General features: G+C 65.0%; 23 protein-coding genes and 1 pseudogene. 3 read left to right on the top strand and 21 right to left on the bottom strand.

Going from position 1 to position 22566, the window contains the following annotated elements:
- Positions 1 to 15: 15 nt before the first annotated feature.
- From HX884_RS16020 to HX884_RS15930, 19 genes are all read right to left on the bottom strand, one after another.
- Positions 16 to 1539, bottom strand: coding sequence for a conjugal transfer protein TraG N-terminal domain-containing protein (locus HX884_RS16020; RefSeq protein WP_011805401.1), 1524 nt, complete (start codon positions 1537 to 1539; stop codon positions 16 to 18).
- Positions 1540 to 1554: 15 nt separating this feature from the next.
- Positions 1555 to 1908: a hypothetical protein gene (locus HX884_RS16015; protein WP_003292115.1), complete on the bottom strand. Its 354-nt coding sequence runs from the start codon at positions 1906 to 1908 to the stop codon at positions 1555 to 1557.
- Positions 1905 to 3311, bottom strand: coding sequence for an integrating conjugative element protein (locus HX884_RS16010; RefSeq protein WP_178328475.1), 1407 nt, complete (start codon positions 3309 to 3311; stop codon positions 1905 to 1907). The genes HX884_RS16015 and HX884_RS16010 overlap by 4 nt, the downstream gene beginning before the upstream one ends.
- Positions 3312 to 3321: 10 nt before the next feature.
- Positions 3322 to 4266, bottom strand: coding sequence for a TIGR03756 family integrating conjugative element protein (locus HX884_RS16005; protein WP_016446146.1), 945 nt, complete (start codon positions 4264 to 4266; stop codon positions 3322 to 3324).
- Positions 4263 to 4706: a TIGR03757 family integrating conjugative element protein gene (locus HX884_RS16000; protein WP_058176010.1), complete on the bottom strand. Its 444-nt coding sequence runs from the start codon at positions 4704 to 4706 to the stop codon at positions 4263 to 4265. The genes HX884_RS16005 and HX884_RS16000 overlap by 4 nt, the downstream gene beginning before the upstream one ends.
- 143 nt (positions 4707 to 4849) lie before the next feature.
- On the bottom strand, positions 4850 to 5521 hold the full coding sequence (locus tag HX884_RS15995) for a hypothetical protein (protein ID WP_256737167.1): 672 nt from the start codon (positions 5519 to 5521) through the stop codon (positions 4850 to 4852).
- Positions 5518 to 8481, bottom strand: coding sequence for a class I SAM-dependent DNA methyltransferase (locus HX884_RS15990; protein WP_058176011.1), 2964 nt, complete (start codon positions 8479 to 8481; stop codon positions 5518 to 5520). The genes HX884_RS15995 and HX884_RS15990 overlap by 4 nt, the downstream gene beginning before the upstream one ends.
- Positions 8478 to 8954: a MerR family transcriptional regulator gene (locus HX884_RS15985; protein WP_016446149.1), complete on the bottom strand. Its 477-nt coding sequence runs from the start codon at positions 8952 to 8954 to the stop codon at positions 8478 to 8480. The genes HX884_RS15990 and HX884_RS15985 overlap by 4 nt, the downstream gene beginning before the upstream one ends.
- A 190-nt stretch (positions 8955 to 9144) precedes the next feature.
- Positions 9145 to 9639, bottom strand: coding sequence for a DNA repair protein RadC (gene radC / locus HX884_RS15980; RefSeq protein WP_178328474.1), 495 nt, complete (start codon positions 9637 to 9639; stop codon positions 9145 to 9147).
- A 194-nt stretch (positions 9640 to 9833) separates the two neighbouring features.
- A complete protein-coding gene (locus tag HX884_RS15975) occupies positions 9834 to 10565 on the bottom strand; it encodes a thioredoxin domain-containing protein (protein WP_178328473.1) in 732 nt (243 codons plus the stop codon).
- Positions 10566 to 10578: 13 nt separating this feature from the next.
- Positions 10579 to 13467 carry a conjugative transfer ATPase gene (locus HX884_RS15970; protein ID WP_178328472.1) on the bottom strand — a complete coding sequence of 963 codons (2889 nt, stop codon included), beginning with the start codon at positions 13465 to 13467 and terminating at the stop codon, positions 10579 to 10581.
- Positions 13467 to 13901, bottom strand: coding sequence for a TIGR03751 family conjugal transfer lipoprotein (locus tag HX884_RS15965; RefSeq protein ID WP_178328471.1), 435 nt, complete (start codon positions 13899 to 13901; stop codon positions 13467 to 13469). Before HX884_RS15965 ends, HX884_RS15970 begins: the two co-directional genes overlap by 1 nt.
- Positions 13882 to 15315 (bottom strand): TIGR03752 family integrating conjugative element protein, encoded by a 1434-nt coding sequence (locus HX884_RS15960; RefSeq protein WP_058198321.1) that lies wholly within the window; start codon positions 15313 to 15315, stop codon positions 13882 to 13884. The genes HX884_RS15965 and HX884_RS15960 overlap by 20 nt, the downstream gene beginning before the upstream one ends.
- On the bottom strand, positions 15305 to 16219 hold the full coding sequence (locus tag HX884_RS15955) for a TIGR03749 family integrating conjugative element protein (RefSeq protein WP_058198322.1): 915 nt from the start codon (positions 16217 to 16219) through the stop codon (positions 15305 to 15307). The genes HX884_RS15960 and HX884_RS15955 overlap by 11 nt, the downstream gene beginning before the upstream one ends.
- Positions 16216 to 16908: a PFL_4703 family integrating conjugative element protein gene (locus HX884_RS15950; protein WP_034037661.1), complete on the bottom strand. Its 693-nt coding sequence runs from the start codon at positions 16906 to 16908 to the stop codon at positions 16216 to 16218. The genes HX884_RS15955 and HX884_RS15950 overlap by 4 nt, the downstream gene beginning before the upstream one ends.
- Positions 16905 to 17315 carry a TIGR03750 family conjugal transfer protein gene (locus HX884_RS15945; RefSeq protein ID WP_034037663.1) on the bottom strand — a complete coding sequence of 137 codons (411 nt, stop codon included), beginning with the start codon at positions 17313 to 17315 and terminating at the stop codon, positions 16905 to 16907. Before HX884_RS15945 ends, HX884_RS15950 begins: the two co-directional genes overlap by 4 nt.
- Before the next feature lie 12 nt (positions 17316 to 17327).
- Positions 17328 to 17696, bottom strand: a complete 369-nt coding sequence (locus HX884_RS15940; protein WP_031754986.1) for a TIGR03745 family integrating conjugative element membrane protein — start codon at positions 17694 to 17696, stop codon at positions 17328 to 17330.
- Between the two features lie 22 nt (positions 17697 to 17718).
- Positions 17719 to 17958: a TIGR03758 family integrating conjugative element protein gene (locus tag HX884_RS15935; RefSeq protein WP_010792128.1), complete on the bottom strand. Its 240-nt coding sequence runs from the start codon at positions 17956 to 17958 to the stop codon at positions 17719 to 17721.
- Entirely contained in the window at positions 17955 to 18320 is a 366-nt protein-coding gene (locus tag HX884_RS15930; protein WP_058198323.1) for an RAQPRD family integrative conjugative element protein, read from the bottom strand. The genes HX884_RS15935 and HX884_RS15930 overlap by 4 nt, the downstream gene beginning before the upstream one ends.
- A 224-nt stretch (positions 18321 to 18544) precedes the next feature.
- Between HX884_RS15930 and HX884_RS15925 the strand changes: the two genes are divergently transcribed.
- Positions 18545 to 18745 carry a helix-turn-helix domain-containing protein gene (locus HX884_RS15925; RefSeq protein ID WP_009397209.1) on the top strand — a complete coding sequence of 67 codons (201 nt, stop codon included), beginning with the start codon at positions 18545 to 18547 and terminating at the stop codon, positions 18743 to 18745.
- Positions 18746 to 18806: 61 nt separating this feature from the next.
- A complete protein-coding gene (locus HX884_RS15920) occupies positions 18807 to 20426 on the top strand; it encodes a DNA cytosine methyltransferase (protein ID WP_034037669.1) in 1620 nt (539 codons plus the stop codon).
- Here the strand turns inward: HX884_RS15920 and HX884_RS27260 are convergent.
- Positions 20423 to 20563: a hypothetical protein gene (locus HX884_RS27260; protein ID WP_249166347.1), complete on the bottom strand. Its 141-nt coding sequence runs from the start codon at positions 20561 to 20563 to the stop codon at positions 20423 to 20425. The genes HX884_RS15920 and HX884_RS27260 overlap by 4 nt on opposite strands.
- Positions 20564 to 20575: 12 nt before the next feature.
- Positions 20576 to 20833, bottom strand: a pseudogene (locus HX884_RS27255) (very short patch repair endonuclease); the annotation flags it as partial.
- 183 nt (positions 20834 to 21016) lie between these two features.
- Here HX884_RS27255 and HX884_RS15910 point away from each other — a divergent pair.
- The gene (locus HX884_RS15910) at positions 21017 to 22495 is read left to right on the top strand and encodes an ATP-binding protein (protein WP_178328470.1); all 1479 of its coding nucleotides are present in this window, start codon (positions 21017 to 21019) and stop codon (positions 22493 to 22495) included.
- Positions 22496 to 22566: the final 71 nt, after the last annotated feature.

Here is a 22566-nt window from a genome sequence, read left to right as displayed (position 1 = left end):
TCGCCACTCTCGGCGCTACTTCGCCTTCGCTGCTTTGATTGCAAGGTCAGCGCCTTTGCCTCCCGCAGATTTGGCGCCATCGGTGGCTGCTGAGAGCATCTGCGAAATGTTGCCTACGCGGACACCAACCCACGCGAGCGCAGCTACCCAGAAACCCGGTAGCACGATGAACATCATCGCCATGACGAAGTTAAGGAGCATGTCGCCAAAGGCGTTGTTCAAACCGATCAACGGATCGAAGTTCGTGTGCGGCCTGTCCGCGCCAAACCCCCAGCCGTAGAGCGCGTCCAGGATCGTGCTGTCGATCCAGCGCGCGAGCTGGAACCAGAAGTCCACGAAAAACAGCGCGAACTGGACGCAGCTCACCGTCACCACCGTCTTCAGGTCGTAGGTGCCGATCAGCAGCACCAGCGGGATGCAGATGACGAGCGCCATCTTGAGCATCGTCAGCACCATCGGCAGCGCCTGGCGCACCACGTCCATCGCGGGAAAGAAGGCCAGCGAGCCGACGGTCAACCCCAGGTCGCTTGCGCCGCGCGTGACAACGTTCGGCAGCGTCTTGTCGATCTGGCCACCGTAGTCGGTGTAGACGGCGCCCTGGTTCATCTTCTGCTGTCGCGGTGAGACCACGGCGCGGATCACCGAGTCATTGACCTCGCTCTGCGACAGGAAGCCCGCCCAGCGCCCGATGCGGGTCAGTAGGTCCGGGTCGACCTGTGCCAGCAGCCGGCTGCGCAGTCCCTGGCCGCCATCGGCCCACCACTGCCGGCAGGACGGATAGCCGCCGCCGCTGTCCACCTGTGCCAACCCTGCATCGCGGGTCGCGTCGTAGGGCCAGGCCGTGCGTGGGGTCTTGGCGCGATAGGTGTCATAGAAGCCGGGCGTGTCGAGGAAGTAACTCGAACCGATCCAGGTGACGTCGTTCATTTGCTCGTCGGAGAGCGTCGGCCGGTTCATGAACAGCTTGGCGCGCGACGGCCCGTAGCAGTCGTGCGTGAAGTCGGCGACCTCCTGTGCCAGCACCGGATCGTCGATGCGCGTGGCATCCACATCCATGCGAATCTGACGCAGGTCCGTGCCGCAGGGAATCGCCGCCACCGCGGAGCCCGTCACGGCTTTCGACAGCGCGTGCATGAAGAACCACCACACCGGCACCAGCGCGCTCTGGTCGTTGAGCGCCGTGTAGACGTTGGACCAGCCCGTGTCGTTGGGCAGCGGGACACTGACCTGGCATTGCGCGGAGCGCGTGGTGTCGAACCTGATCGTGGCGAGATCCACCGGGATGAACGGGATGCCGGCGAACATGATGACCACGATCGCCACCCACACCCGGTTCTCGATGCGCATCGACGACAGCACGCCCTTGTTGCCCTCGTCCGCACCTTCGCTGCGGGCCTTGAGCCATTCCTGGATCACGATGGCCACGAACGGCAGCGCGAACACGCCGCTGGCCACGAGGATGCTCCAGATGCCGTTGTTGACCACCCAAGCCACCAGGGTCAGGTAATACTCCAAGTAGTCCGTGGTGTAGAGCGTCATGCCTGCCTCCCGGTCTCAGCCGTGCCGCAGCAGCTGGCTGGCTTCCAGCGCGACCACGGCGATGACGGCCGCGATCTCCGTGCGCAGCAGGCGCTGATGCGTCTCGCGGGACGGCTCCCGCCGCAACAGGCGCCGACGCATCCACCACCAGCCGTAAGCCGTCGCTCCGTAGAGGCACAGACGCCACACGAAGAAGTGGCCGGCGTGCGCCTGCAGCCAGTGCTGCCAGCCCTCGACGCCGCCGACCACGTGGATGCCGGCGATGTTCACCGCCACCGCGGCGGCGACCACCAGCAAGGTCCACAGCAGCGCCACGCCGACGCGGCGGTTGAACAGCCATGGCAGCCGCAGCCAGGCGAGCCGGCTCATGGCGTACCGCTCCGCGGCTTCTGGACTTCCCGCAGACGGTCGCGCGTGGTGTCGCCCTTGAAGACGCCGCGCGAGCCGGCAGCGCGGGTACTGTGGCGCTGGATGATCGCCATCGCCGAGTTGCCGGCCAGCGTGCGGCGCAGCTCCAGCTCGGTCTTGAGGTTGTTGATCTCCTGCTCCAGCGCGCTGTTCTCCTGGTCCACCGCCTGCACGGCGAGCTCGTTGGCGGCGACGTTCGGCTCCTTCTTGCCGGTCAGCAACGTGCGTTGCAGCAGCAGGGCCTTCTCCAGCACGCTGGACAGCGCAGTCTCAGACGCGAGGCGCCGGCCCAGCACGTCCTGGTCGGGCTCGTCACGCAGGGCCTCGATCACGCCGCGGGTGATCGGCAGCGAGCTGCTGCCGGCCGCGTCGAGATTGGCCAGTGTCGTCGGCCGGGCGCCCGTCACCAGTTCCTGCAACACCTGCAGCTTGGTCTCGTACTCTTCCTGGATCACTGGCGTGAGCCCGACGCCAGGCGTGGTCTGGGTCTTCGTGCAGTTTTCGCAGGTGCGTTGCTCGCGTTCGCCCAGCACGCGGTTCGCAAAGGCCGCGGCCGCGCCAGGCGACGACCAGGCCTGGCAGGTCAGGCGGTTGCCGCAGGCGCTGCGCGCGATCGACGAGGTATCGGTGGCGCTGCGCCCGTTGAGCAGGTTGTAGCCCGCGCGCGTCACGTCGCCGACCACCTTGATCGAACTCTGGCCGGAGCCGCCCGCGTTGCCGCCGCCGACCCAGGGCACGCCGTTGTTCCCCTTGTTGGACTCGGCCTGCTCGATGGCGGAGACGGCATCGGTGCTGCTGACCGCATCCCGCAGCGCCATCCCTTCGGCGAGCTGGTCCCAGCCGGCCTGGCCGCCGGCCATGTCCGCCATGCGATTGGCGATGGCCCGGCAGGTCATCTTCGAGCGGTCGAAATCCAGGCGCGCCTGGAGGATGCCGTTGGTGAGCAGGTTGTACAGGCCCGGGTCGGCGCGCTGGATGATGAGCGCCGGGAGTGACGCCACCGCGGCAGTGGCGTTCTGGATCACGTTGCTCATGATCGTCTGGAAGCCGTTGGTGATGCCGTTGAGCTGGTTCTGCAGCGTCGTGGTGATGCTCATGTCGCCGCAGATCAGGTTGCTGTTCCAGCCGACGCCGACGCCGATGCTCTGCATGTTGCCGGCACCACCCATCGACACGGCCCGGCCGCCGCCGATGCTGTAGAGCACGTCGTCGCCGATCACGCTGCCGCTGACGTTCACGCCATTGGGGTCGATGCGGGTCTGCGCCCAGGCGACGCCGACGACCAGCGTGATGGCCGCCACGAGCAGCGTGGCCCGCAGGGGCGACTTCGCGCGGTGCAGGAAGTCAGGGAGGGAGGCGTTCATCGTGGGTTCCTCACATGAAATCGACGCTGCCGAGGAAGACCTGGCCACGGCGCCGGCAGCAGGAGTACGGCCGCCACAAGGCCCAGGCGTAGTCGCCCTGCTGGGCCTGCACGCGGGTGCGGCTGTGCGGGAAGACCACGCAACTGTTCGAGAGCGTGGGCGTCAGCTCCTGCCACTTGCCCGTCGAGGCGTCGGTCTCCATCAGCGCGCCGGCCGGCCAGTAGCCGTCGCGGGCGTTGGCCAGCAGGGGCTGATACACGTGAATCTGGTTGCGGCGCGTCACGATGTCGCCCGCGCGCTGCGCGACCACGGCGCCGCTCTTGTGGTCGTCGGTCTGGTGCAGGAAGCCACCGCGGGGATACACGTTGCCCCAGAGGTTCAGGCCGGTGCGCGTACCGATTTCGCGCCGGCCGGGGATGAGCGCTTCGGGGTAGAACGCTTCCGGGATGTTGTAGCGCCAGGCGATCGTGTCGAGCGTGCTCAGCAGATACGGCATGAAGGCCGTGCCAGCGCCTTCGCAGGTGTAGCCGGAGGCGCTGGCGAACTGGCTGAACACCAGCCCGGCCGGATGGCCGATGACATCGGCGTTCTTGAACTTGGCGAGGTTGTTCTCGTTGTCGTGATTGGTCGTGCCGTCACCGCCAGCCTTGGCGGTCGGGTTGGGCATGCTCATCGCCCTGACTTCCTGCCACGGGTTTTCTCCGGTGTTCGAGTAGCTCGACACCACCGCATCGGGGACGTAGTGGCGCACCTTGACGGAAGTGCGAACCGAGCAGCCGAAGGGCGTGCAGTACAGCCAGTAGCAGATACCGACCACGCGGTATTCGAGGCAGTCGGGGGACAGCGCCGACGAGACGATGGTGGCGGTGTCCAGGGCGAACGTCGACGTGGCCGTGCTCAGCAGCAGCGAGGCGACGGTGGCGCGCAGGCGCCGGGATGCCAGCAGGAGGCTCATGGCTGCGTGCTCCGGTAGGCGTTGATGCGCGCGACGGCGCGGGGCACGTCGGGCTCGCCGTAGACCACGTAGCGTCGATCGACCACCACGGCGGGAATCTTGTCGATGCCCAGTCCCCAGGCATCCGCGACACCTTGGTAGGCGTGGCCGATGCGGCGTTGAAGGGCCTCGCCGCCGTCATGCAACCGCTGCCGCACCAGGGCTGCAGCCTGTTGCGGGTCGGCCGGTAGGTGCGCGGCGAGTTCGACCTCGATGCGCGTGGCCTGGTCCAGCTCGATGATCCGCACGCCGGCTGGAGCCTGCACCGGATGACGGCTGTCGGTGACGACGAGCACGTCGGCTGCTGCAGTCTGGGTAAACATGAACAGCACTGCCCACAGTCCGGGCGCAATGCTGATGGTCGGCAGCCGGGGCGAAGCCTTGAAGACGGGGGCCGGCATATCGGGCGTCCTTGGAGTCGATCAAAGTCACAGTCGACTTCAAGTGCCGATCTAGCGCGACAAAGAAACCGCATCCGGCCCCTGCCGGTTTCATACCCTATGCCGTTGTGAGCGTTGTGATTGCCTCCTGTCGGAGGCGGAGATCAGGTGCGGGACGCTGAGGTGCCCGCGAACCCAAGAAACGCATGCTGTAAGCGAATCGGCATCGACGGCTTGGAGCGTGCGTGTAGGCTCTGCCAAGTCCCGTCACTGATGTCGCTCGGGGCGAGGCGATCTACCGAGCGCGAAACTCTTCTCAAGTAAGCGTTGACGCCATCCGCGGATTCCGAAGGAACGCCGGCAAGAACGTACCCCACCATGAAGCCGATAGCATGGTTCTCGCCGTACTTCTCCTGGATGAATCGATCCATGCCCTCGACGACGTACTCTCGACACAAGTGAGTGTCCGACCCGGCGATTCGTTTGCATTCGATGATCGCGTGCGGATCATGCTCCTGCGTGCGCAAGAAAATTTCGACGAACGCCAGCGGGATGTCGGTACGTCCGTCTGGCAGCATCACGTTGCTTTTAGATCGCGATTCCGTGCCAGGCAGCACCATGATCTGCTTCCACGGGGAGTTCTTCAGCGCAATGCGCATCCCGTCCCGCAGGCGCTCGGTCATGATTACCTCTCCAGCGTTGGCATTCACGTCCTCGGCTGCGCATGCTTGCTGCCAACCTGCGGCCAGTGTCAGCAGAATGACCGCCACAACCTCGGGCTCAAGTTCAATGAACTCTCTGCCCAGTGCAGGAGGTGTCTCATAGGGGATCCTCAAACTTTGCCCCCTGAAAAGCTCTCCGCGACCACTGCATCGGCATCTTCCAGTGCCGCTATGCCCATCCAGTAGCGCCGCGCTGCTGGCTTGATGATCACGACTTCGTTGCGTCCGTGTACTCGCAATTCCCGCTCTGCACTGAGCGCGGTCGCAATCTTGACTTTCAGGCGCCTGCCGATACGTGCCAGTACTTCACCCAATTCGCCTTGTGGTGCCACGACGCTCACGCTCGCATTACCCGGCCCCTCTTCCAAGACAAAGCGCACGACGCGCAAGGCCGAACTGCTTGGCAAGTCGAGCACTTCGGCGCGCATGTGCCGCTTATTGCGAACGGAAAGCCAATCCTCGATAACGGACAGGAACGTCTTGGCATACGCCGTGACCTCAGTACGACTGTCCGATGGCTCCACGGATGAGTCGCGGCCGGTTTCCCATTGCCACCCGGCGCGAAGGAGGCCGTCTCGAATGACAGTTCGGTCGGCATCGTTCAGTTCGTACAGATCGAAGACAGCTTCGTCCAGTTCAGCCCATCCCCTCTCGTCGGTGCCGTTGGCGCGCAGATTCTTCTCAATCTGCAGCAGGCGCTGGCCAGCCTCAGATTTCACTGCGCTCGTGAAATTAGGCACCGGTAGGAAGCTGAGGTCGCGAGCCAGCAGCTTCCTCTTGTAGATTCCAAACTCTGCAGCGGTCAGATAGAAGAACCATGTCGCAAAAGCAGAACTCAACACGGTGGCAAGCAAATGTGCCGTCCGCGTGTGCCCTCTCGGAAGAGACACTGCGAAGTATGAGTTCGTGAAGACGAGATCCCGCTCGGAGACGGCCGCCAAGACGCGTGGACTCCCCAGAAGCATTTCCTTCACGATGAGAAGCGGGGCTTGATATATCTCCCGCGATCGTGGCCATTGTGCCTTCGATTGGCTGAAAGTCGGCAAATCATCGGGAATGTTGAAGTGCTGCATGTCTTTGACTTGCAGTACATCCAATCCTTTTAGCGGGCGAGCATCGCGCGTCTGATTCTCTGGGGCCCCGCGAATCAATCCAACCTGGAAGGTAGTGTCGAGTAATGAGAGTTGCTCGCCCAGATTTCTGTGGGCCGAAGTCAAGTCATCCAGCAATAGGAGGTCACGGCGCCGGCCAACGGCTGCTGCCTTGAGCTTCAACGGCTGTTCTTGGATTTCGTCGAGTGTCAAAGTGATGACGTCACTCGGCGCCACCTCGAACGAATGAGTCCTTGCACCGCTGGGCGTCCACGGGATCTGAACGACCGTGACCTGATCCGTTCGCTGCTTCGGTCGATGACGGGCAAAGAGAACCACTGCGGGCATGGCCGCTGTCGCGAAGAGCCAACTGCACAAATTGGACAGATTTACCAAGGTGATCGGAGCCACGGCTCGCATCACATGCTGAGCTGCTGCCATGCCGGTGCCGCTGCGGCTGAAGAACGGCATCGCGCTAAGAATGATGCCGAAACGGGTCTTCTCATGTGAGAACTCCGCCGCTCGCAACACGAAATCCAAGCCTTCACCGCGCGGTTGCGCAGGTACGCCCGCAACCCTGGTCTTGCGCCGCGCTTCGGTTCCTGTCTGCCCCCTAAAGCTCCAAGGGGGATTGCCCACGATAAGGTCGAACTGCTTCAGCCCTGTCGGCGTCGCCAGCACGGCCTTGCCATCTCCATCACGTTCGACAGTACGAGCGTCACCGACGAGCAATGTCCTGCCGATCAATGGCTGGAACTTCAGGGACTGCGGTGGTTGCGGGTCAGGGTCCAGCTCAAGCGCAGCCAGGTACAGGCTGAACGCAGCGACGCGAATCGCGGCTTCGCTAATGTCTACGCCATACACCTGCCCGTAGAGCGTCGAGCGGATCAGCTCCCTCGTGGGCGGCTGACCTTGCGAGCGAAGATGAACCAAGCGCCGCAGCGCTTCGACCAGGAAGACACCGGAGCCGCACGTCAAATCCAGCACCGACTCCCGTCCAGATAGACCATCCATGACCTCATCGAGGACCAGCGAGACGACGGACAGTCGCGTGTAGTGCACGCCGTTTCGCAACGCTTCTGTGCGCTTTCCTCCAGTCTGCGGCTCAGCATGTGCAAACTGCTCGTAGATCGAGCTGATGAGCTCGACCGGAATCACGTCGAACTGGTAGGGGAAGAAGCTGAGTTGCCCGCTTTCAGGATCGACAGCCTCCAGGAACTCCGCAACCCGCGTCAAATGGTGAGCTGCTGGTGTCGTTTTCACCGACGAGGGCGGAAACATATCGCCGTTGAAGGTCTGGGCCAGCCATGCGAACAGCTTGCTGGTCGCTGGCCGGTCGCGCAGGATCGCCGGCAACGCCGTGCGGCCGCATACCCGCTTCAACCGCGCCGCACTGACGATCTCGCGGTCAATCAGGTACTGGGTGAAGATCACGCGCCCAATCAAGGCCTGCGCCGCATCGCGCGCGAGATTGCCTGCGACCAAATCGCGTTCGAGACATCCAAGGTCAGACAGGAGCTTCTGATCGACGCTGGTCTTGCGATCGATGGCCGGCACCTGGGCCCAGAATTGGCCCGTCTCGATCGCCAGTCGGCCGGCCAACTCGTCCAGTTCATGAAGCGAAGCTTCGATGTTCTCGAAACGCCGAATCAAATGTCTCTGGGCATCGCCTTCTTTCGCGGGCGTGCCGAAACCGTTGTACAGGTCGATACGCTGCGGCGAGATCACCCACAGCAACGGCGCGAACCCCTCGTTCCAGACCTCTCGTCGCCACTGGCTGACCAGATCGTCTGCAGGCGCGCTTTGCTCAAACTTGAAGTAGACGGTCAACGACGACGCGCTGCGCCACAATGCGTCCGGAACAAAAACGCGGCCGTGGCGCGAGGACTGCGCCTCAGCCCCCAACCGAAGGCCGGGCGCGGGTCGCCCGTCCGGCAGGTAGCCGGTTGCGGCGAGCACCTGTTCCAGCGTGGCAGTGTTCACGCCCTACTCCGGATAGCTTCGGGTGGAAACGGCAACGCTGCCTGGCTCGGCGTCGGGACGATCGGCAGCATGTGCTGCTGAAGCCGCATGATCAACGGATCGAGCGGGATGACGAGAGTCGGTTGCGTCGGCGCCGGTCCAATCCCCTCGGGGCCGATATCGCACAGGGTCGCCGAAGTGGCCGTCACGAACGCCACGGACCCATTCAGCGCCAATGCGCTACTCGTGCCCAGCAACCGAAAGAGCGCGTCAACGCCGACGCTGACGGTGGCGATGTGCACTCCCAACGAGCTGACCAACTCATTGGTAACGGCCAAGCCTAGGAGATCCGCGAAGGTGAATCGGGCAGCCTTCCCGGTCTTGGACGCCAAGTAGGGCACGGTCTTGCGCCAATGCCGCACCGTTTCGACGGACACGCCGGTTAGCGTGCGCATCTGGTCCTGAGTGTACTGGATGGCGGTGACGGCAGACATTCGCGTTGCTGGCAACTAGAAAATATGCACATTCTGCCATGTAAAGGTGTGCTTCTCAACAGGTAAAGGCCGGTTCAGCCGCCTATCCCACAAGCCTTCCAAGCTTCCGAAAGTCGCGACCATCAGAGCGCATCGCGAACGTGTGGATAGGGGCAAGACGCAAGGCGCCCCCGGAAGGGGCGCCTGCGGACTACAACAAGCCGGCTTCGGGGAACGAGTACGGGCTGCCCTTGCCGACGATGAAGTGATCCAGCACCCGGACATCGACGGTGGCCAGCGCGCTCTTCAGTCGCTCGGTGATCGCACGATCAGCGGCCGAGGGCTCGGTGTTCCCCGAGGGGTGCTGATGCGCCAGGATCAGCGCCGAAGCGTTGAGCGCCAGCGCACGCTGGACCACCACCCTCGGATACACCGAAGTCTGGTCGACCGTGCCCTTGAACAGCGGCTCAAAGGCGAGCACCTGGTGCTGGTTGTCGAGAAACACGACGGCGAAGATTTCGTTCGGCTCCGCGACCAGTTTCAGGCGCAGGTAGTCGCGCACGGCGGCGGGACTGCCCAGCGCTGGACCGGCCTTGAACACGCGGTTCTCCAGCAGGGTGATGGCCTGCCGGATGATCCAGTCTTCGTGCTGGGCGGCGATCAGGGTGAGCGACTCCGGGCGGGAGTCGGCGATGACGAGAGACATGGCGAACCTCCAATGGATGAGATCGGAGGGCGCCTGCCCTGGAGGGCAAACCCTCCTGGGGACGATGGGGATGGAACAGGTGACGAGCGGGCATCCACCACCGCGGGTGCGGTGGCTGTTCGCGTCAAGGGATGCGATGCGAACGGGTTTCGATCAACGCGGACGAGCCGCGCCGCAGCCTTGAAGATCGATGGCTACCTGGGCATGTCACCGGCAACGCCGGCGGGCATTTCTGGGGAATGGGTGGGTTCGGCTGCGGTCGTGCTGCCGGCGGCGAGCAGATCGATGGCCGACAGCAAGGCATCGCCTTCGACGGGACCGTGCAGCAGGAGGGTCTTGCCGGACTCGCGGTCGCGCAGTTGCAAGGCCGGCGTCGCCGCGATGCCCTGCTGTGCCGCTTCCGCCGCCTGGGCACGGATGACGGCATCGGGGCGATCGCTGTCGAGACAACCCTGCATGGTTGGTGTGAGGTCGGGATAGCGCAGGCCCTGGCCGTCGCCACGGGTATTCGAGTAGAGCCACGCCACGGCCTGCCAGAACGTGGCATGTCCGCCCGTCTCGCCCGCGCACTCGGCCAGGCGTGCCGCGGCGGTCGCGGCCGGCTCGTGCATGGACAGCGGCAGGTGGTGCCACTGCCAGTTCACCTCGGGATGGGCGTCGATCCAGCGCTTGAGCGCGGGGAAGTAGGCCCGGCAGTACGGACACTCCAGGTCGGCGTACCCAACCACCGTGAAGCGCGCATCGGCACGGCCATACAGCCAGGGCGGGCCGGCCGGTTTCGACGCTTCGGACCCGGCGGCGGCCAGGGACATGGGCTCGGTTGCCGGATGCGGCGCGCGCAGCAGCATCCACGAGGCAACCCCAGTCGTCGCCACGATCAGCAGACCGATCCAGGAATGACGGCGGGCGAATGAAGGCATGCGCATCGTGTTGCTCCCGTCAGGCCAACGTGTCCAGCGTCAGAGGTTCGATGCCCCGCGCACGGTCGATCTTCTCGGCCACGCGGAAGGCGGCATCCAGCTCGCTGATGCCGTGCTGCTGCATCAACTGGAAGCGTTCGGCCTTCTCCTCGGGCTCGGTCATCGCCATCGCCAGGTAGAGGCTGGGCGGCACGGCGCGGAACAGCACCTCCATCGACTTGGACAGGATGACGCCCTCGCTGAACTTGCCGGCCTCCTTGCGGGCCGAGAGCATCAGCGCCTTCTGCGAAGCGTTGAGTTCGCGGAAGCGCGCGATCTTCTCGACCTCATCGGGCGGCATCGACAGGCAGATCCACCACTCGATCATGTTGAGCATGGGCTCGGCCGCTTTCGGCAGGTCGTCCAGGTTCTGCGTGGCGAGCCAGAACCAGGCGCCGAGCTTGCGCCACATCTTGGTGATCTTGACCACGTAGGGCGCGAGCAGCGGGTTCTTCGTGATGATGTGGCCTTCGTCCGTCACGTTGATGATCGGGCGGCCCAGGAACTGGTCGCGCTCGGCGATGTTGTTGACGGTGTTGATGAGCGAGATGTAGGCAATCGAGAGTTGGGCGTTGTAGCCCTCGCGCGCGAAGGTGGCCAGGTCCACGATGGTGATGTCCGCCTCGGGCCACGGCGTGCCGGACCGGTCGAACATCTCGCCGTCCACGTCCTGGCAGAACATATCCATGGCGTCGGCCATCTCCAGCAGCCGTGCGCGCCGCATCTCCGGCAGCGTGGCGTCGCGGGCGCGCTCGCGCAGCGCGTCGCGCACATCGCGCGTGAGCACCGTGCGTCTGTCCGCCACGCAATGCTGGGCCGCATCGAGAATGCACTGGCGGATCAGGCTGCGGTCGGCGCGCGTCATGCGCGCTTCTTCCTTGTCCTCGCCGCCGGTAATCATCAGCCGTGCAGTGATCTCCAGCTCGCCGAGCACGTCGCGCTGCTCGTCGCCTTCCACGGCCATGCCGGCATCGGTCTGGTCTTCGTCGAGCGCATCGGCGTCCAGCGTCTGTACCTGGCTCGGCGTATCGACCAGGCGCCAGGCGTCGGCGAACGGAGCCAGACTGACGCCCGCGCCCGGCGCGAGCTTCACCCGATGCACGGTGAGGCCCAGCCGTGCCGCGAAGTCGCCGAACAGGCCGAAGCTGTTGCCCGCCTCGACGATGAACAGGCGCGGCCGGTAGATCGCCGTCACCTGGTTCAGGATGTTGTTGAGCGTCGCGCTCTTGCCCGAACCCGTGGGGCCGAACAGGAATAGATGCGCGTTCATCTGCCGGTCGAGGCGGTTCAACGGATCGAAGGTGATCGGGCCGCCGCCGCGGTTGAAGAACGTGATGCCCGGATGCCCCGTGCCCTGACTGCGGCCCCAGACCGGCGCCAGGTTCGCCGCATGTTGCGCGAACATGAGCTGGGTGTACCACTGGCGCTTGTCGGCCGCCGGATCGAACACGCACGGCAGCCAGCGTAGATAGCTGTTCAGCGGCGCCACCTCGTCCTCTTCGCGTACCGGTTGCAGGCCGGCGTTGAGCATCACGTTGACGAGCTGCAGGCCGCGCGCATCGAGCTGGGCCAGGTCGCGGCCGCGCAGGTAGAACGCCAGCGCGCCACGGTAGAGCTTGTGCGCGCTGCCGATCAGCCCGCGCGCCTGCTGCACGTCCTGCCGGGTCTGCTCCGAGGCCAGGGTCTCGCCGACGGCCTTCCTGGCGAGGTGGTTGAGGTGCGCCTCCAGTACGTCCTGGGGTGTGGCGACCAGCGTCAGGCACATCACCGTATCCTCGGGCATCTGGTCGAACAGCGCGTTCATGGCATCGCCGCCTTTGCGCGTCTCACCGGTCAGATGGCCGGTCGCCGGCGGCGTGCGCAGACGATCCATCACGATCACCCGATGCGGCATGCCATCGAAGAACCACAGGCCGTTGGGCACGTCCGAACGTGGCTGGCCGAAGAACAGGCGCTGCGCGAAGTCGGTGCCGCTGGCGAGTTCGATCTCGCCCTCCTCCCGCTCTCCCGGGTAGCGGGTCAGCGCGTAGAAGCGTTCCCGATCTTCGGCAGTGGCGCCGAGCAAAGTCGGATTCGGGTTGAACCAGCGCAGCAGCCAGGCGTGGATGTCCGCCGCGCCGAGACGCCGGGCTTTCACGCCGGCATTCGCCAGCCCGCCGACGAGGCGGTCGCAGATCGTCGTCAGCGCCTGCTCGGGCGACTGGCCGCGCCGCGAGGCCGGGGCCGCGGACGTGCTGCGGTAGACGACCATGCGCACGCGCCGGACCTGGCCGCGCCAAGGCAGGCGCGTCACGGCAGTATCCTCGAACAGGCCACCCGGCTTGGCGATGGCCCGCAGGTGATGGGCGAAGAAACGCAGGTAGAAGTCGCTGAATGCGCTGCCTTGCGCACGCGGCTGCAGATAGTTCGCCAGGGAGCGCAGATAGTTGTCCCAGTTGGCCTCGTCCTGGGCGTAGAGCTGCACCACCCAGGGGTTGTCGTCCAACTCGTCGAAGGAGTCCTGCAGGGCGTTCTCCAGCGCATCGCGCGCCTGCCATAGCCAGGCCATCTCGCGGCCCTCGGTGCCGACCGGCGCCAGCTCGAAGAAGGCCGCCACCGACTGGCCATCTTCCAGCAACATGCACTTGCTGCCGGGCAGGTACTCGACCCAGGGCAGCAAGTCCGCGAACGACGGCGCGACGCCATAGAGCGCATCGTGGTCGGCCTGGGTGGCCGGCCTGCGCCGGCCCCGGCCGAGCGCGCTGCCCGGCTCGGCGACACCCTGTGCCACCAAGGCCGCCACGTGCCGTGCCCAGGCATCATCGGTCGCATCCACGGCGTCAGCAGGCGATGCGTCGCCCTTGCGTGACCACGACAGCGACCAGGCCATCAGTAGTCCTCCACGCGCTCGCCCGGCATCGCGTACTGCACGCGCTGGTAGAGCGGGAACACCGTGCTGTAGCCGGGCACCGGCACCGGGTCGGTGCCCGCCAGGTGCGGGAACACGTACATCACCAGGTCGGGGTTCGGCAGGCGATAGAACTGGCGGTGAATCTCGTTCTGCGCGGTACGGGTGTAGCGCGCCTGCACGCCGGGCGCTGCCTCCACAGCGGCCTCGGTCAGCGGCCGGCGCAGGCCCTGGCGCGCATCGAGCAGTTGCCTCGCGGCCTGGCCGCCGCCCGCGCTGCCGCCGGCCTCCTGATGCCAGATGTCGAGCATGGTGCTGTCGCCGTGCGGCAGCAGCTTCTCCTTGCTGGTGGCGCAGCCGCCGAGCAGGGTGGCCGCCAGCAGCACGGCGGCCGCGTCAATCCAGATCCGAGGCATGGGCTTCTCCGGTGCGGTGGTGGACCCGACGCCCCTTGGCGTCGTAGTCGATGTCGAGCGGTTGCTCCAGATGCACGGCCACCCTGGCGCCGGGCTGCACGTAGACCGCCGCGAAGGCCTGGCCGTAGAGCTTGTTGACCCAATCGGCCATGTCGCGCACGCCGCCCGCGAGGATGCGGCCCATCGCTTCGTTGCCGCTGATGCCGACGGTGCCCAGCGAACCGTTGCTGTTGGCGACCACGGCCACGCTGCCGTTGTCGGACTTGATGAGCGAGGCCGCGCCGGCGCCGGCCGCGGTGATGAGTGCCTGGCTGCCCAGGTACTGCTGGGCGTTGCTGCGCCGCTCGCCGCTGACGCAGGGAATGCCGTAGGGGTCGCTGATCCAGCCCAGGCCGCCTTGGATGCTGGCGCCGTTGTGCCCCGAGTTGCCGCCGCTGCTACTGCCCTTGCTGCTGTCCTGCGGCACCGTGCGGATGGTGCCGTCCTGGAACACGAACGTGACCGAGCGGATTTGCCCGCGCACGCACGAGAGCGTCCAGTCGCCCGAGGCCGTGCCGCTGACCACGGCGCCGGCCACGTCGGGGATGTCGATGCCGTTGGCCGTGAGGTTGTCCGGGCCGATCAGCACCTTGAACGGATAGGGATCGTTGACGGTTCCATCGATCGGCACACGCCCGATCAGCGCCGTCATGGCAATCGACCCCATGAGCGTCGAGTTCGACGGCACGGTGTAGACCGCCTTCGTGGAGGCGCCCACCGCGCGGCTGCCGACGTCGGCGACGGATTCCACTGCGGCCGACAGGCTTTTCTGGGCCGGCCCGAAGCTCAGGGGAAAGCTCGGCTCCTTGCTGCCGTTTTTGGCGTCGACCTTGGCATCGTCGGGCTCGACCCACTGCGTACCACCGACGCCGCGGTTGAAGCGCTTGCCGTCACCCTCTTCCAGCCCCAGCCCGACGGGCAGGTCGGACGGGCCACCCTTGCCGGCAAGGCCGTCCAGTTGCCGCTGCAGATCCTGCAGCAGCCCCTGGGTCTGCTGCCTGTCGCTGGCCACCTGGGTGCGCTCCTGCTCCAGGCGGTTGCGCTCGCCTTCCAGCGCGCTCTGGATGCGCTGGTCGATCGCGCTTTCCCGGGCACGCAGGCGCTCGTTCTCGGCCTTGTGCTGCTTGTTGTCGCCGAGCGCGCTCTGCAGCTCGGTGCGCAACTGCTTCACCTGGGCCACCAGCGTGGCGACGGTATCGCGCGGCGTGTCGCCTGCGATGCCCAGGGCTTTCATCTCCTCGGGCGTGAGCGTACTGGCCGCGCCCATGGGGGCCGGCTGGCCACTGGGGACGCCAGAGAACAGTCTGATGCCGACGAACATCAGCAACAGCGCCATCGGGATCAGCAGCCACTTGAGCAGCGGATTACTCTTCATCGCGCGCTCCTCCGGTGGAGCCCGCCGCGGCGGCCGGCAGCAGGTTCACGGTGGCATCGATCGGGCTCAGCGCCGGCAGCAGCGACTCGGCCAGACCGTGGCCGCGCGTGACCAGGTAGAGCACCGTGGTGTCGGACGGGGTGCCGGCCGGCCCTAGGTTCGGATGCTGGAAGGTCGCCGCCACGAAGTTCCCCTGCAAAGCGCGCGGGTCGAGGTCGAGCCAGCGCGCGGCGGTGTTGGTGAGTCGCACGGCCGTCACCCACTGGTCTTCCAGGCGCCAGGCGGCCAGCGCCCGCGCGTACACCGGCAGCGTCGGCAGCAAGGTGTCCAGCGCGAGGTCGCGGCGCAGGTTTGCGCGCCCGATGCCGGCGACCGGCTCGACGGTGCGCAGCGGCGCGTACAGGTTCTGAGCGGCATGACGCGTCAGCACGACCGGTACCGGCGTTTCGCGCCGGGGAACGGATTTGTCTGCGGGCGCATCGGCCTGCTCGTCCGCGCCGCCTGCTGCACCGCCGCCGTAGCGCTTCGCGGGGGCTTCCGCTTCCACGATGCGCACTGGCTCCAGCGGCGCCTGGCCGTCCTTCGCCGGCTCGGCGGCGATGTCGAGCAGGATCAGCGCGCCGGATTCCACGTCCTGCAGTTGCAGCCGCGTGGGCGAAATCGGCTCGCTCGCCCGCAGGTAGATCGCGCCGCCCGCACTCTGCACGCGTAGATGGTCGCCGACGCTGGCCGGCACGCCGACGCGCACATTGCGGTCGATGAATACCACGCGCTCCTGACCGACCACCAGCGGCACCGGCAGGGGCAGGCGCTCCCAGCGCAGGATTTCCACGGCCTGGCTGGGCGGCACGAAACCGAGGGTCAGCAGGGCGCCGGCCAGGGCCGACATGGCAACGGGCTTCATGGGGAGTCTCCCTGCAGGTGACCGGAGGCGTTGGCGGGCGCGCCGGCCTGGGTCGGCGTCGGCGGCGGTTCGATGCGCTGGGGTGCGCCGGCGTAACAGTCCAGCGCCAGGCCGAAGGGGTTGCGCTCGGGGTCGATGTCCAGCCGGACGACCTTGATGGGGTAGCGCACCAGGGCGCGCTTGACCTGCTCGGAGCCGTAGTATTCGTCCGCGCTCACATCGAGCGTGACGATCCAATCGCGGTCGGAAACCACCTTGACGCGCGTGGCCGGATCATCGCCGTAGCCGCGGCCGGGAATCTCGTAGATGCCGCGCACGCGCTGACGCAGCTCGCCACTGGCGCGCCGGTACTCGTAGTCCTGCTGCAGAAAGGCCCGGCAGCTCGGCGTGAGGTAGGCCGACAGCGCGCGCAGGTTGCGCGGGTAGTCTTCTTCGCCGTTCGTGGGCCAGCGCTGCACCTGCTGCCAGATGTAGAACGAGAAGGCATACACGCTCTCAGGCGGCACGTCCCACCACTTGCGCGCGCTGCCCGAGCGCAGGTCCGGCGGCACATGGATGGTCAGACTCTTCGGCGCACTCCACCAACCGAAGCCGAGCAGCAGCGCCGCCACGAACAACGCGCCGGCCCCCAGACGCAACGTCTTCACGTGCGCCTGCAAGTGCGCAACCTCGTTCTTGAAACGGCTCATGGCGCACCTCGATCGGCATTGCGCCGGGTAGTCCAAAAGCCCGAGCGGGTGATGAGGCGCTGGCCGCCCAGGAGCGCCGCCAGCGCCGGATGCCTGAGGGCCAACCGCCACTGGATCTGCCGGTATAGCCAGGTGTCGGGCCGGCCGCGCTTCTGCGCGCGCAGGAAACCACCGCCGACGAAGACGCCCAGCGCGATGCCGGCGACGATCAGCGTGGGCACCATGGCGATGCTGTGCGTGAGCCAGGCCAGCGGCAGGCCGAGCGCGAATCCGGCTGCGGCCGACAGGCCGGCGCAGATCCACAACTCGTCGGCGGTCAGCCCGCGCACGACCACCGGCTGGCGGTTCAGCCGGTGCGGCAGGAAGGTCACCAGCGTGTCTTGCGGGGTCTCCGAAGGGACGGCCATCGCTTGCCGCCCTCACAGCACGCCGGTGGCCTTGGTGAGCAGCCAGATGCCGACCACCAGCAGGATCGCGCCCACGGCGACCGTCAGGCCGAACTGGCCCCAGGTGGCGCGGCCGGTGTGGATCTCCGAGTAGCGTGTGTAGGCGTGATAGCAGACACCGACGAACATCGAGGCGACCACGAGCAGCGCGATCAGCAGCACGATGTCGTAGCCGTAGTTCTGCAAGGTCTGCAGGATGCCGCTGCCCTGGCCGCGCGATGGGTCTTCCATGGTCGGCAGGCCCTGCGCGAAGGCCGACAGCGGCAGACCCGCGAGCGCCAGCGGCAGCAGCGGAGCGGCGATGCGGGACGGAATGCGATGGGATGTCGGGGGCGTGTTCATGGTGTATGGCCTTTCGTGACGGTCAGGAGAGGAGGAAGAAGGTCAGCACCAGGTACATCGCCACGAAGCGCACGACGACGGCGAGGAACTGACGTTCAGTGATGCGGTGCTCGGCCCAGCCGACGTAGGCGGTGCGCATGGCCCACACGCCCCACAGCAGCAACACGGCGAACACGAAGCCCAGCACCACGGCAGAGACGGCCGAAGGCGCAAAGCCGCCGTTGGCCTGGAAGGCGGCGACCTGATCGGCAGAGGGCGTCATGGCGACGGCTCCTCGTCGTCGGTGCGGTCGCGGCGGACGTAGTCGCCGGCCAGCGGGACGGGATCGCGCGGCTGGGCGCGCTGGGGCACGAGGTAGTCCTGCAGGCCGGCGCGAACGCGCTTCAGGTCCGCGCGCAGTCGGGCGTGGTCGAAGTGGTAGCGGGCGCGTTCCTGCGGAGCGGTACTGGCGGCGTGCTCGGCGAGGCGGTCGATCAGGTCGAGTTGGCGGGCGAGCGCGGCGAGCTGCTCACGCTCCGAGGCGAGGCTGTCGGCAGCGGCGGCAGGCTGCAGCGCCGAGAACGACACGGCCAACACCACGGCAAGCGCAGGCCATGCGGATGTGCGGCGGTTGGTCTGTCCCATCGTGCCATTCCCCGTTGAAGCGGATGGCCAGATGCTGTGGCGCGCGCTCGCTTTGCGCCGCAGGGAATGGGAACTACGGCATGACCGGATTCCCGGGGCGAGCTGGCGATCAACCGTGCAATGCTCCCGGGATTGCGGAGTTGGCCAGCGCCTACCGCAGCTTGGTAGAATTGGCTAAACTTGGCAACCGAAATCTACGAAAGGCCAGATCGGATGGTTTCCGGATGACTGAAGTCGAGAGCGAGATCCTCACACTTGAGGAGGTCGCGGCCTACCTCAAAGCCGGAAAACGGACGGTTTATCGCCTTGCCCAGAAAGGAGAGATTCCGGCGTTCAAGCTTGGGGGAACCTGGCGCTTTCGCCGCTCGGAGCTGGATCGGTGGATCGCCGAAAGCATCAGCAAGAAGAAGCCGGAGGCAGAGTGAGCGTGCACCAAATCGGCAACCGAATCACATTCGGGAAGGAACCAAGGGGAGGATTGCTGGCGTGCCAGTTCCCATAATTGATCTTTTTGCTGGCCCAGGAGGGCTCGGGGAAGGATTTGCTTCCCTGCAGGGCCACAAGCGGCAGCCATTCTTCGAGATTGCCCTTTCCATTGAAAAGGATGCTGTCGCACATCGCACGCTGACGCTCAGGGCAGTGTTCAGGCGTTTGCGTGGCACCAAGGACGTCAAGCACTACTACAGCTACATACGGGGCGAGATCGATGAGGCCGCATTCCGCAGGATCCCTGCCGTGGCCAGCGCCTTCGAGCATGCTGCCACCGAGGCGAGGTGCCTGGAGCTTGGCAAGTCCGACGAAGCCAGTATCGACAGGGAAATTCGTGCTGCACTGAAGGGGCAGGAAACCTGGGTGCTGATCGGCGGCCCGCCCTGCCAGGCGTATTCGCTGGCGGGGCGCTCCAGACGCGCCAACGACAAGGACTTTCACAAGGATGAAAAACACTTCCTCTACAGGGAGTACCTGAGAATCATCCAGGTGCACAAGCCCACCATCTTCGTGATGGAGAATGTCAAGGGTCTGCTTTCCTCGAAGCACTCCGGCGACCCGATGTTCGAGAAGATCATTGCGGATCTTTCGATGCCGACCGATGGGCTCGAATATGAGATCCGATCCTTTACCAAGAAGGGCGACGGCAGTTCGCTGGAACCCACCGACTACCTTATCCATTCTGAGCGCCATGGGATCCCGCAAAGCAGGCATCGCGTGATTCTGCTCGGAGTGAGGAAGGGGCTGGACATGCCTCAACACCAGTTGCTGGCACCAGTAGCAAGGCCTGTCACGGTCAAACAGGCCATTGACGATCTTCCCCGAATCCGCAGCAAGCTGTCGCGTGGCGATTCAGTGGAGGCATGGCGCAAGGCTGTTCAGGCTGCCCCCTCTTACGTCAAGGGATGGAGAACAGAAAACGAGTCCGTCATGATCGGGACAATGCGTGCCTTTGCCGCTGCGGCAACCAGCACCACGACCGGTGGCGCCTTCATTTCACGAGGCTACAGAAGGCCGAAGAAGCCGACCGAGCTTCAGCAATGGCTTCACGACCGAAGCCTGGGTGGTGTCTGTCAGCATGAAGCGCGCGCGCACATGGCATCCGATCTTGCTCGCTATCTTTTCTCAGCCAGCTTCGCTCATTTATGGGGATATTGCCCACGGCTGGATGTGTTTCCTCCCAAGCTGCTTCCCGATCACATCAATGTGCATGTCGATCGGGAATCCGAAGCGATCCCGTTCAAGGATCGGTTCCGCGTGCAGTGCAGGAACGAACCGTCCACCACGGTGGTGGCTCACATTGCCAAGGACGGGCACTACTACATCCACTACGACCCCTCCCAATGCAGAAGTCTCACGGTCAGGGAAGCGGCGCGGCTCCAGACGTTTCCCGACAACTACGTCTTCGCTGGCAACCGAACGGAGCAGTACACCCAGGTCGGCAATGCGGTGCCTCCGTTGCTTGCCTACAAACTGGCCAAGATCGTTCGTAGCCTTCTGAACGAGATGAGCAGGAGGAGGCGGAGGCAGGCTGGTGATGCCGTACAGAAGAGGCCGGCGGGAAGCGTGCCGCGAAACCTGCCAGAACAGCTTACTGTGCTTGCCGAAGCGGGCTAGTCAATGCTCTGACCAATCACCAGGACATCCTCATCGCCATGCAGCCACTCCTCAACCGCTTGCGCAGTCTCCTCGACCGAGTGCTTCAAGGCGCACTCCCAGACGACCGCCACGCGCCAGCCGAGGGCATGGAGCATCTCCGCATGGCGCCTGTCGCGAGCGACATTTCCCTGGAATTTCTGCCGCCAGAAATCTTCATTGGTCCTGGGAGTGGTTGTGTAGCGGCAGCCTTCATGTCGGTGCCAGAAGCAGCCATGGACGAACACCACTGCTCTGCGCTTCGGGAACACAAGGTCGGGGGAGCCGGGCAGCCCCCGCACATGAAGTCGATATCGAAAACCCCTGGCGAAAAGAAGGGAGCGAAGTATCCGTTCCGGCCGGGTGTTCTTTCCGCGAATACTCGACATCATGCGGCTGCGCTGCGGAGTGGTCGGAACGCGCATGGTCGTGAATATCTTCCACCTGAATGTCTGCAGAAATGGCAGCTCCGCGCGTCTGTCTGGCAATGCGAACGGATGAAGGCGACGATCGAAGCAGAAATCTGGAGCCTACCATGCGCTTGACTCACAGGAAGACGCAAGGGGAAGCCGATGGCTCGTGATCGCAGCCATCCGCCGAGCGCGGCCTGCCTTTCCGAATCGATGCGGGACCTTGGGTACTCGCTCGAAACTGCGATTGCCGATCTGATCGACAACAGCATTTCCGCTGGCGCGGACACCATCGACATCATCTGCGATGTGTCCGGTGCGCATCCTGTGATGGTCATCCTCGACAACGGCAGGGGGATGACGGAAGACGAGCTGCTCGATGCGATGCGTCATGGGACCGGCAACCCCAGGCAGCATCGGTCGCCGAAGGATCTTGGGTGCTTCGGCCTTGGCCTGAAGACAGCCTCGTTTTCCCAATGTCGCTCGCTGACCGTTGTGAGCACACGCGATGGAACTGTCTGCGGAGCCGAATGGAATCTGGATCGCATCGATGCTGCCGACGACTGGATTCTTTCCATCCTGGACGATGCGGACATCCATGGGTTGCCTTATGTCGAACGGCTCGGCGCCCGGGGCACGGCCGTTATCTGGCGAGAGCTCGACCGATTGATGGAGGACGAGGCCGGGGATCGTCGAGACGAGATCGTCAATGAGAAGCTTGAGGCAGTAGGCAGACATCTGTCACTTGTCTTCCACCGGTTTCTCTCGGGTGAGATCAAGGGACATGCCAGGATTTCTCTCACCGTCAATGGTCGTCCGATTACGGCATTCGATCCCTTCTGCAGAAAGAATCCTGCCACCCAGGTGCTTCCGGAGGAGATCGTCCGCATCGGCGAGGCCGAGGTGCGCCTGCAGCCTTACGTGCTTCCACACCACAGTCGTCTGCCCGCGTCCGAGTACGACTACTACCAGGATCGCAGTGACTTCATCTCCAATCAGGGGGGCTACGTCTATCGAAATGGCCGCCTGATGGCCTGGGGCGACTGGTTCAGACTCGTGCCGAAGGGTGAGGCCACCAAGTTGGCGCGGGTACAGATCGACTTTCCCAACAGTCTGGACGAAGCCTGGACCATCGACATCAAGAAATCGCGTGCCCGCCCGCCGCATGGGGTGCGGGAGCGGCTGCGTCAGATCCTCAACAGGATCACTGCCCGCAGCGTGACGGTGCATAGGGGGCGCGGGCAGAAGCTCTTTCAGGAGAGCCAAGCCCCGTTCTGGGAGCGCTACGCCGATCACGGCGGCATCCGTTTCGCAATCAACGAGCAGCACCCGCTCATCGCATCCCTGGGCACAAGACTTTCGTCCGAGGATGTGGATCTGCTTCGTGTCCTGCTGGATTCGATTGCCGCCTCCCTACCGGTGGAGATGATCTATTCGGATTACTCGACCCATCCACGCGAGATCAACCAGAGGGCGGTGGATGAAAGCCAGACTCTGGAGCGCCTGAAGAGTCTCAGGAAGGTGCTCTACGGCGACGGGCCGGGCGATCCGAATGCCTTTCTCCAGATCGTGCGCTCGACGCACCTTTTCGATGGCCAGATCGAACTGGCCGAAAAATTCATCAGCGAGACCTTTGCATGAGCCTCACAGTCATCACGGGACTTTGTTGAATAAATCGAACTTTTGCTGAGTTGAAGGATCAGATCACGCAT

This window comes from Enterobacter sp. SECR19-1250 (assembly GCF_013391025.1).
Classification (GTDB): Bacteria; Pseudomonadota; Gammaproteobacteria; order Enterobacterales; family Enterobacteriaceae; genus Enterobacter; species Enterobacter cloacae.
This window is presented reverse-complemented; position numbering and strand designations above follow the sequence as displayed.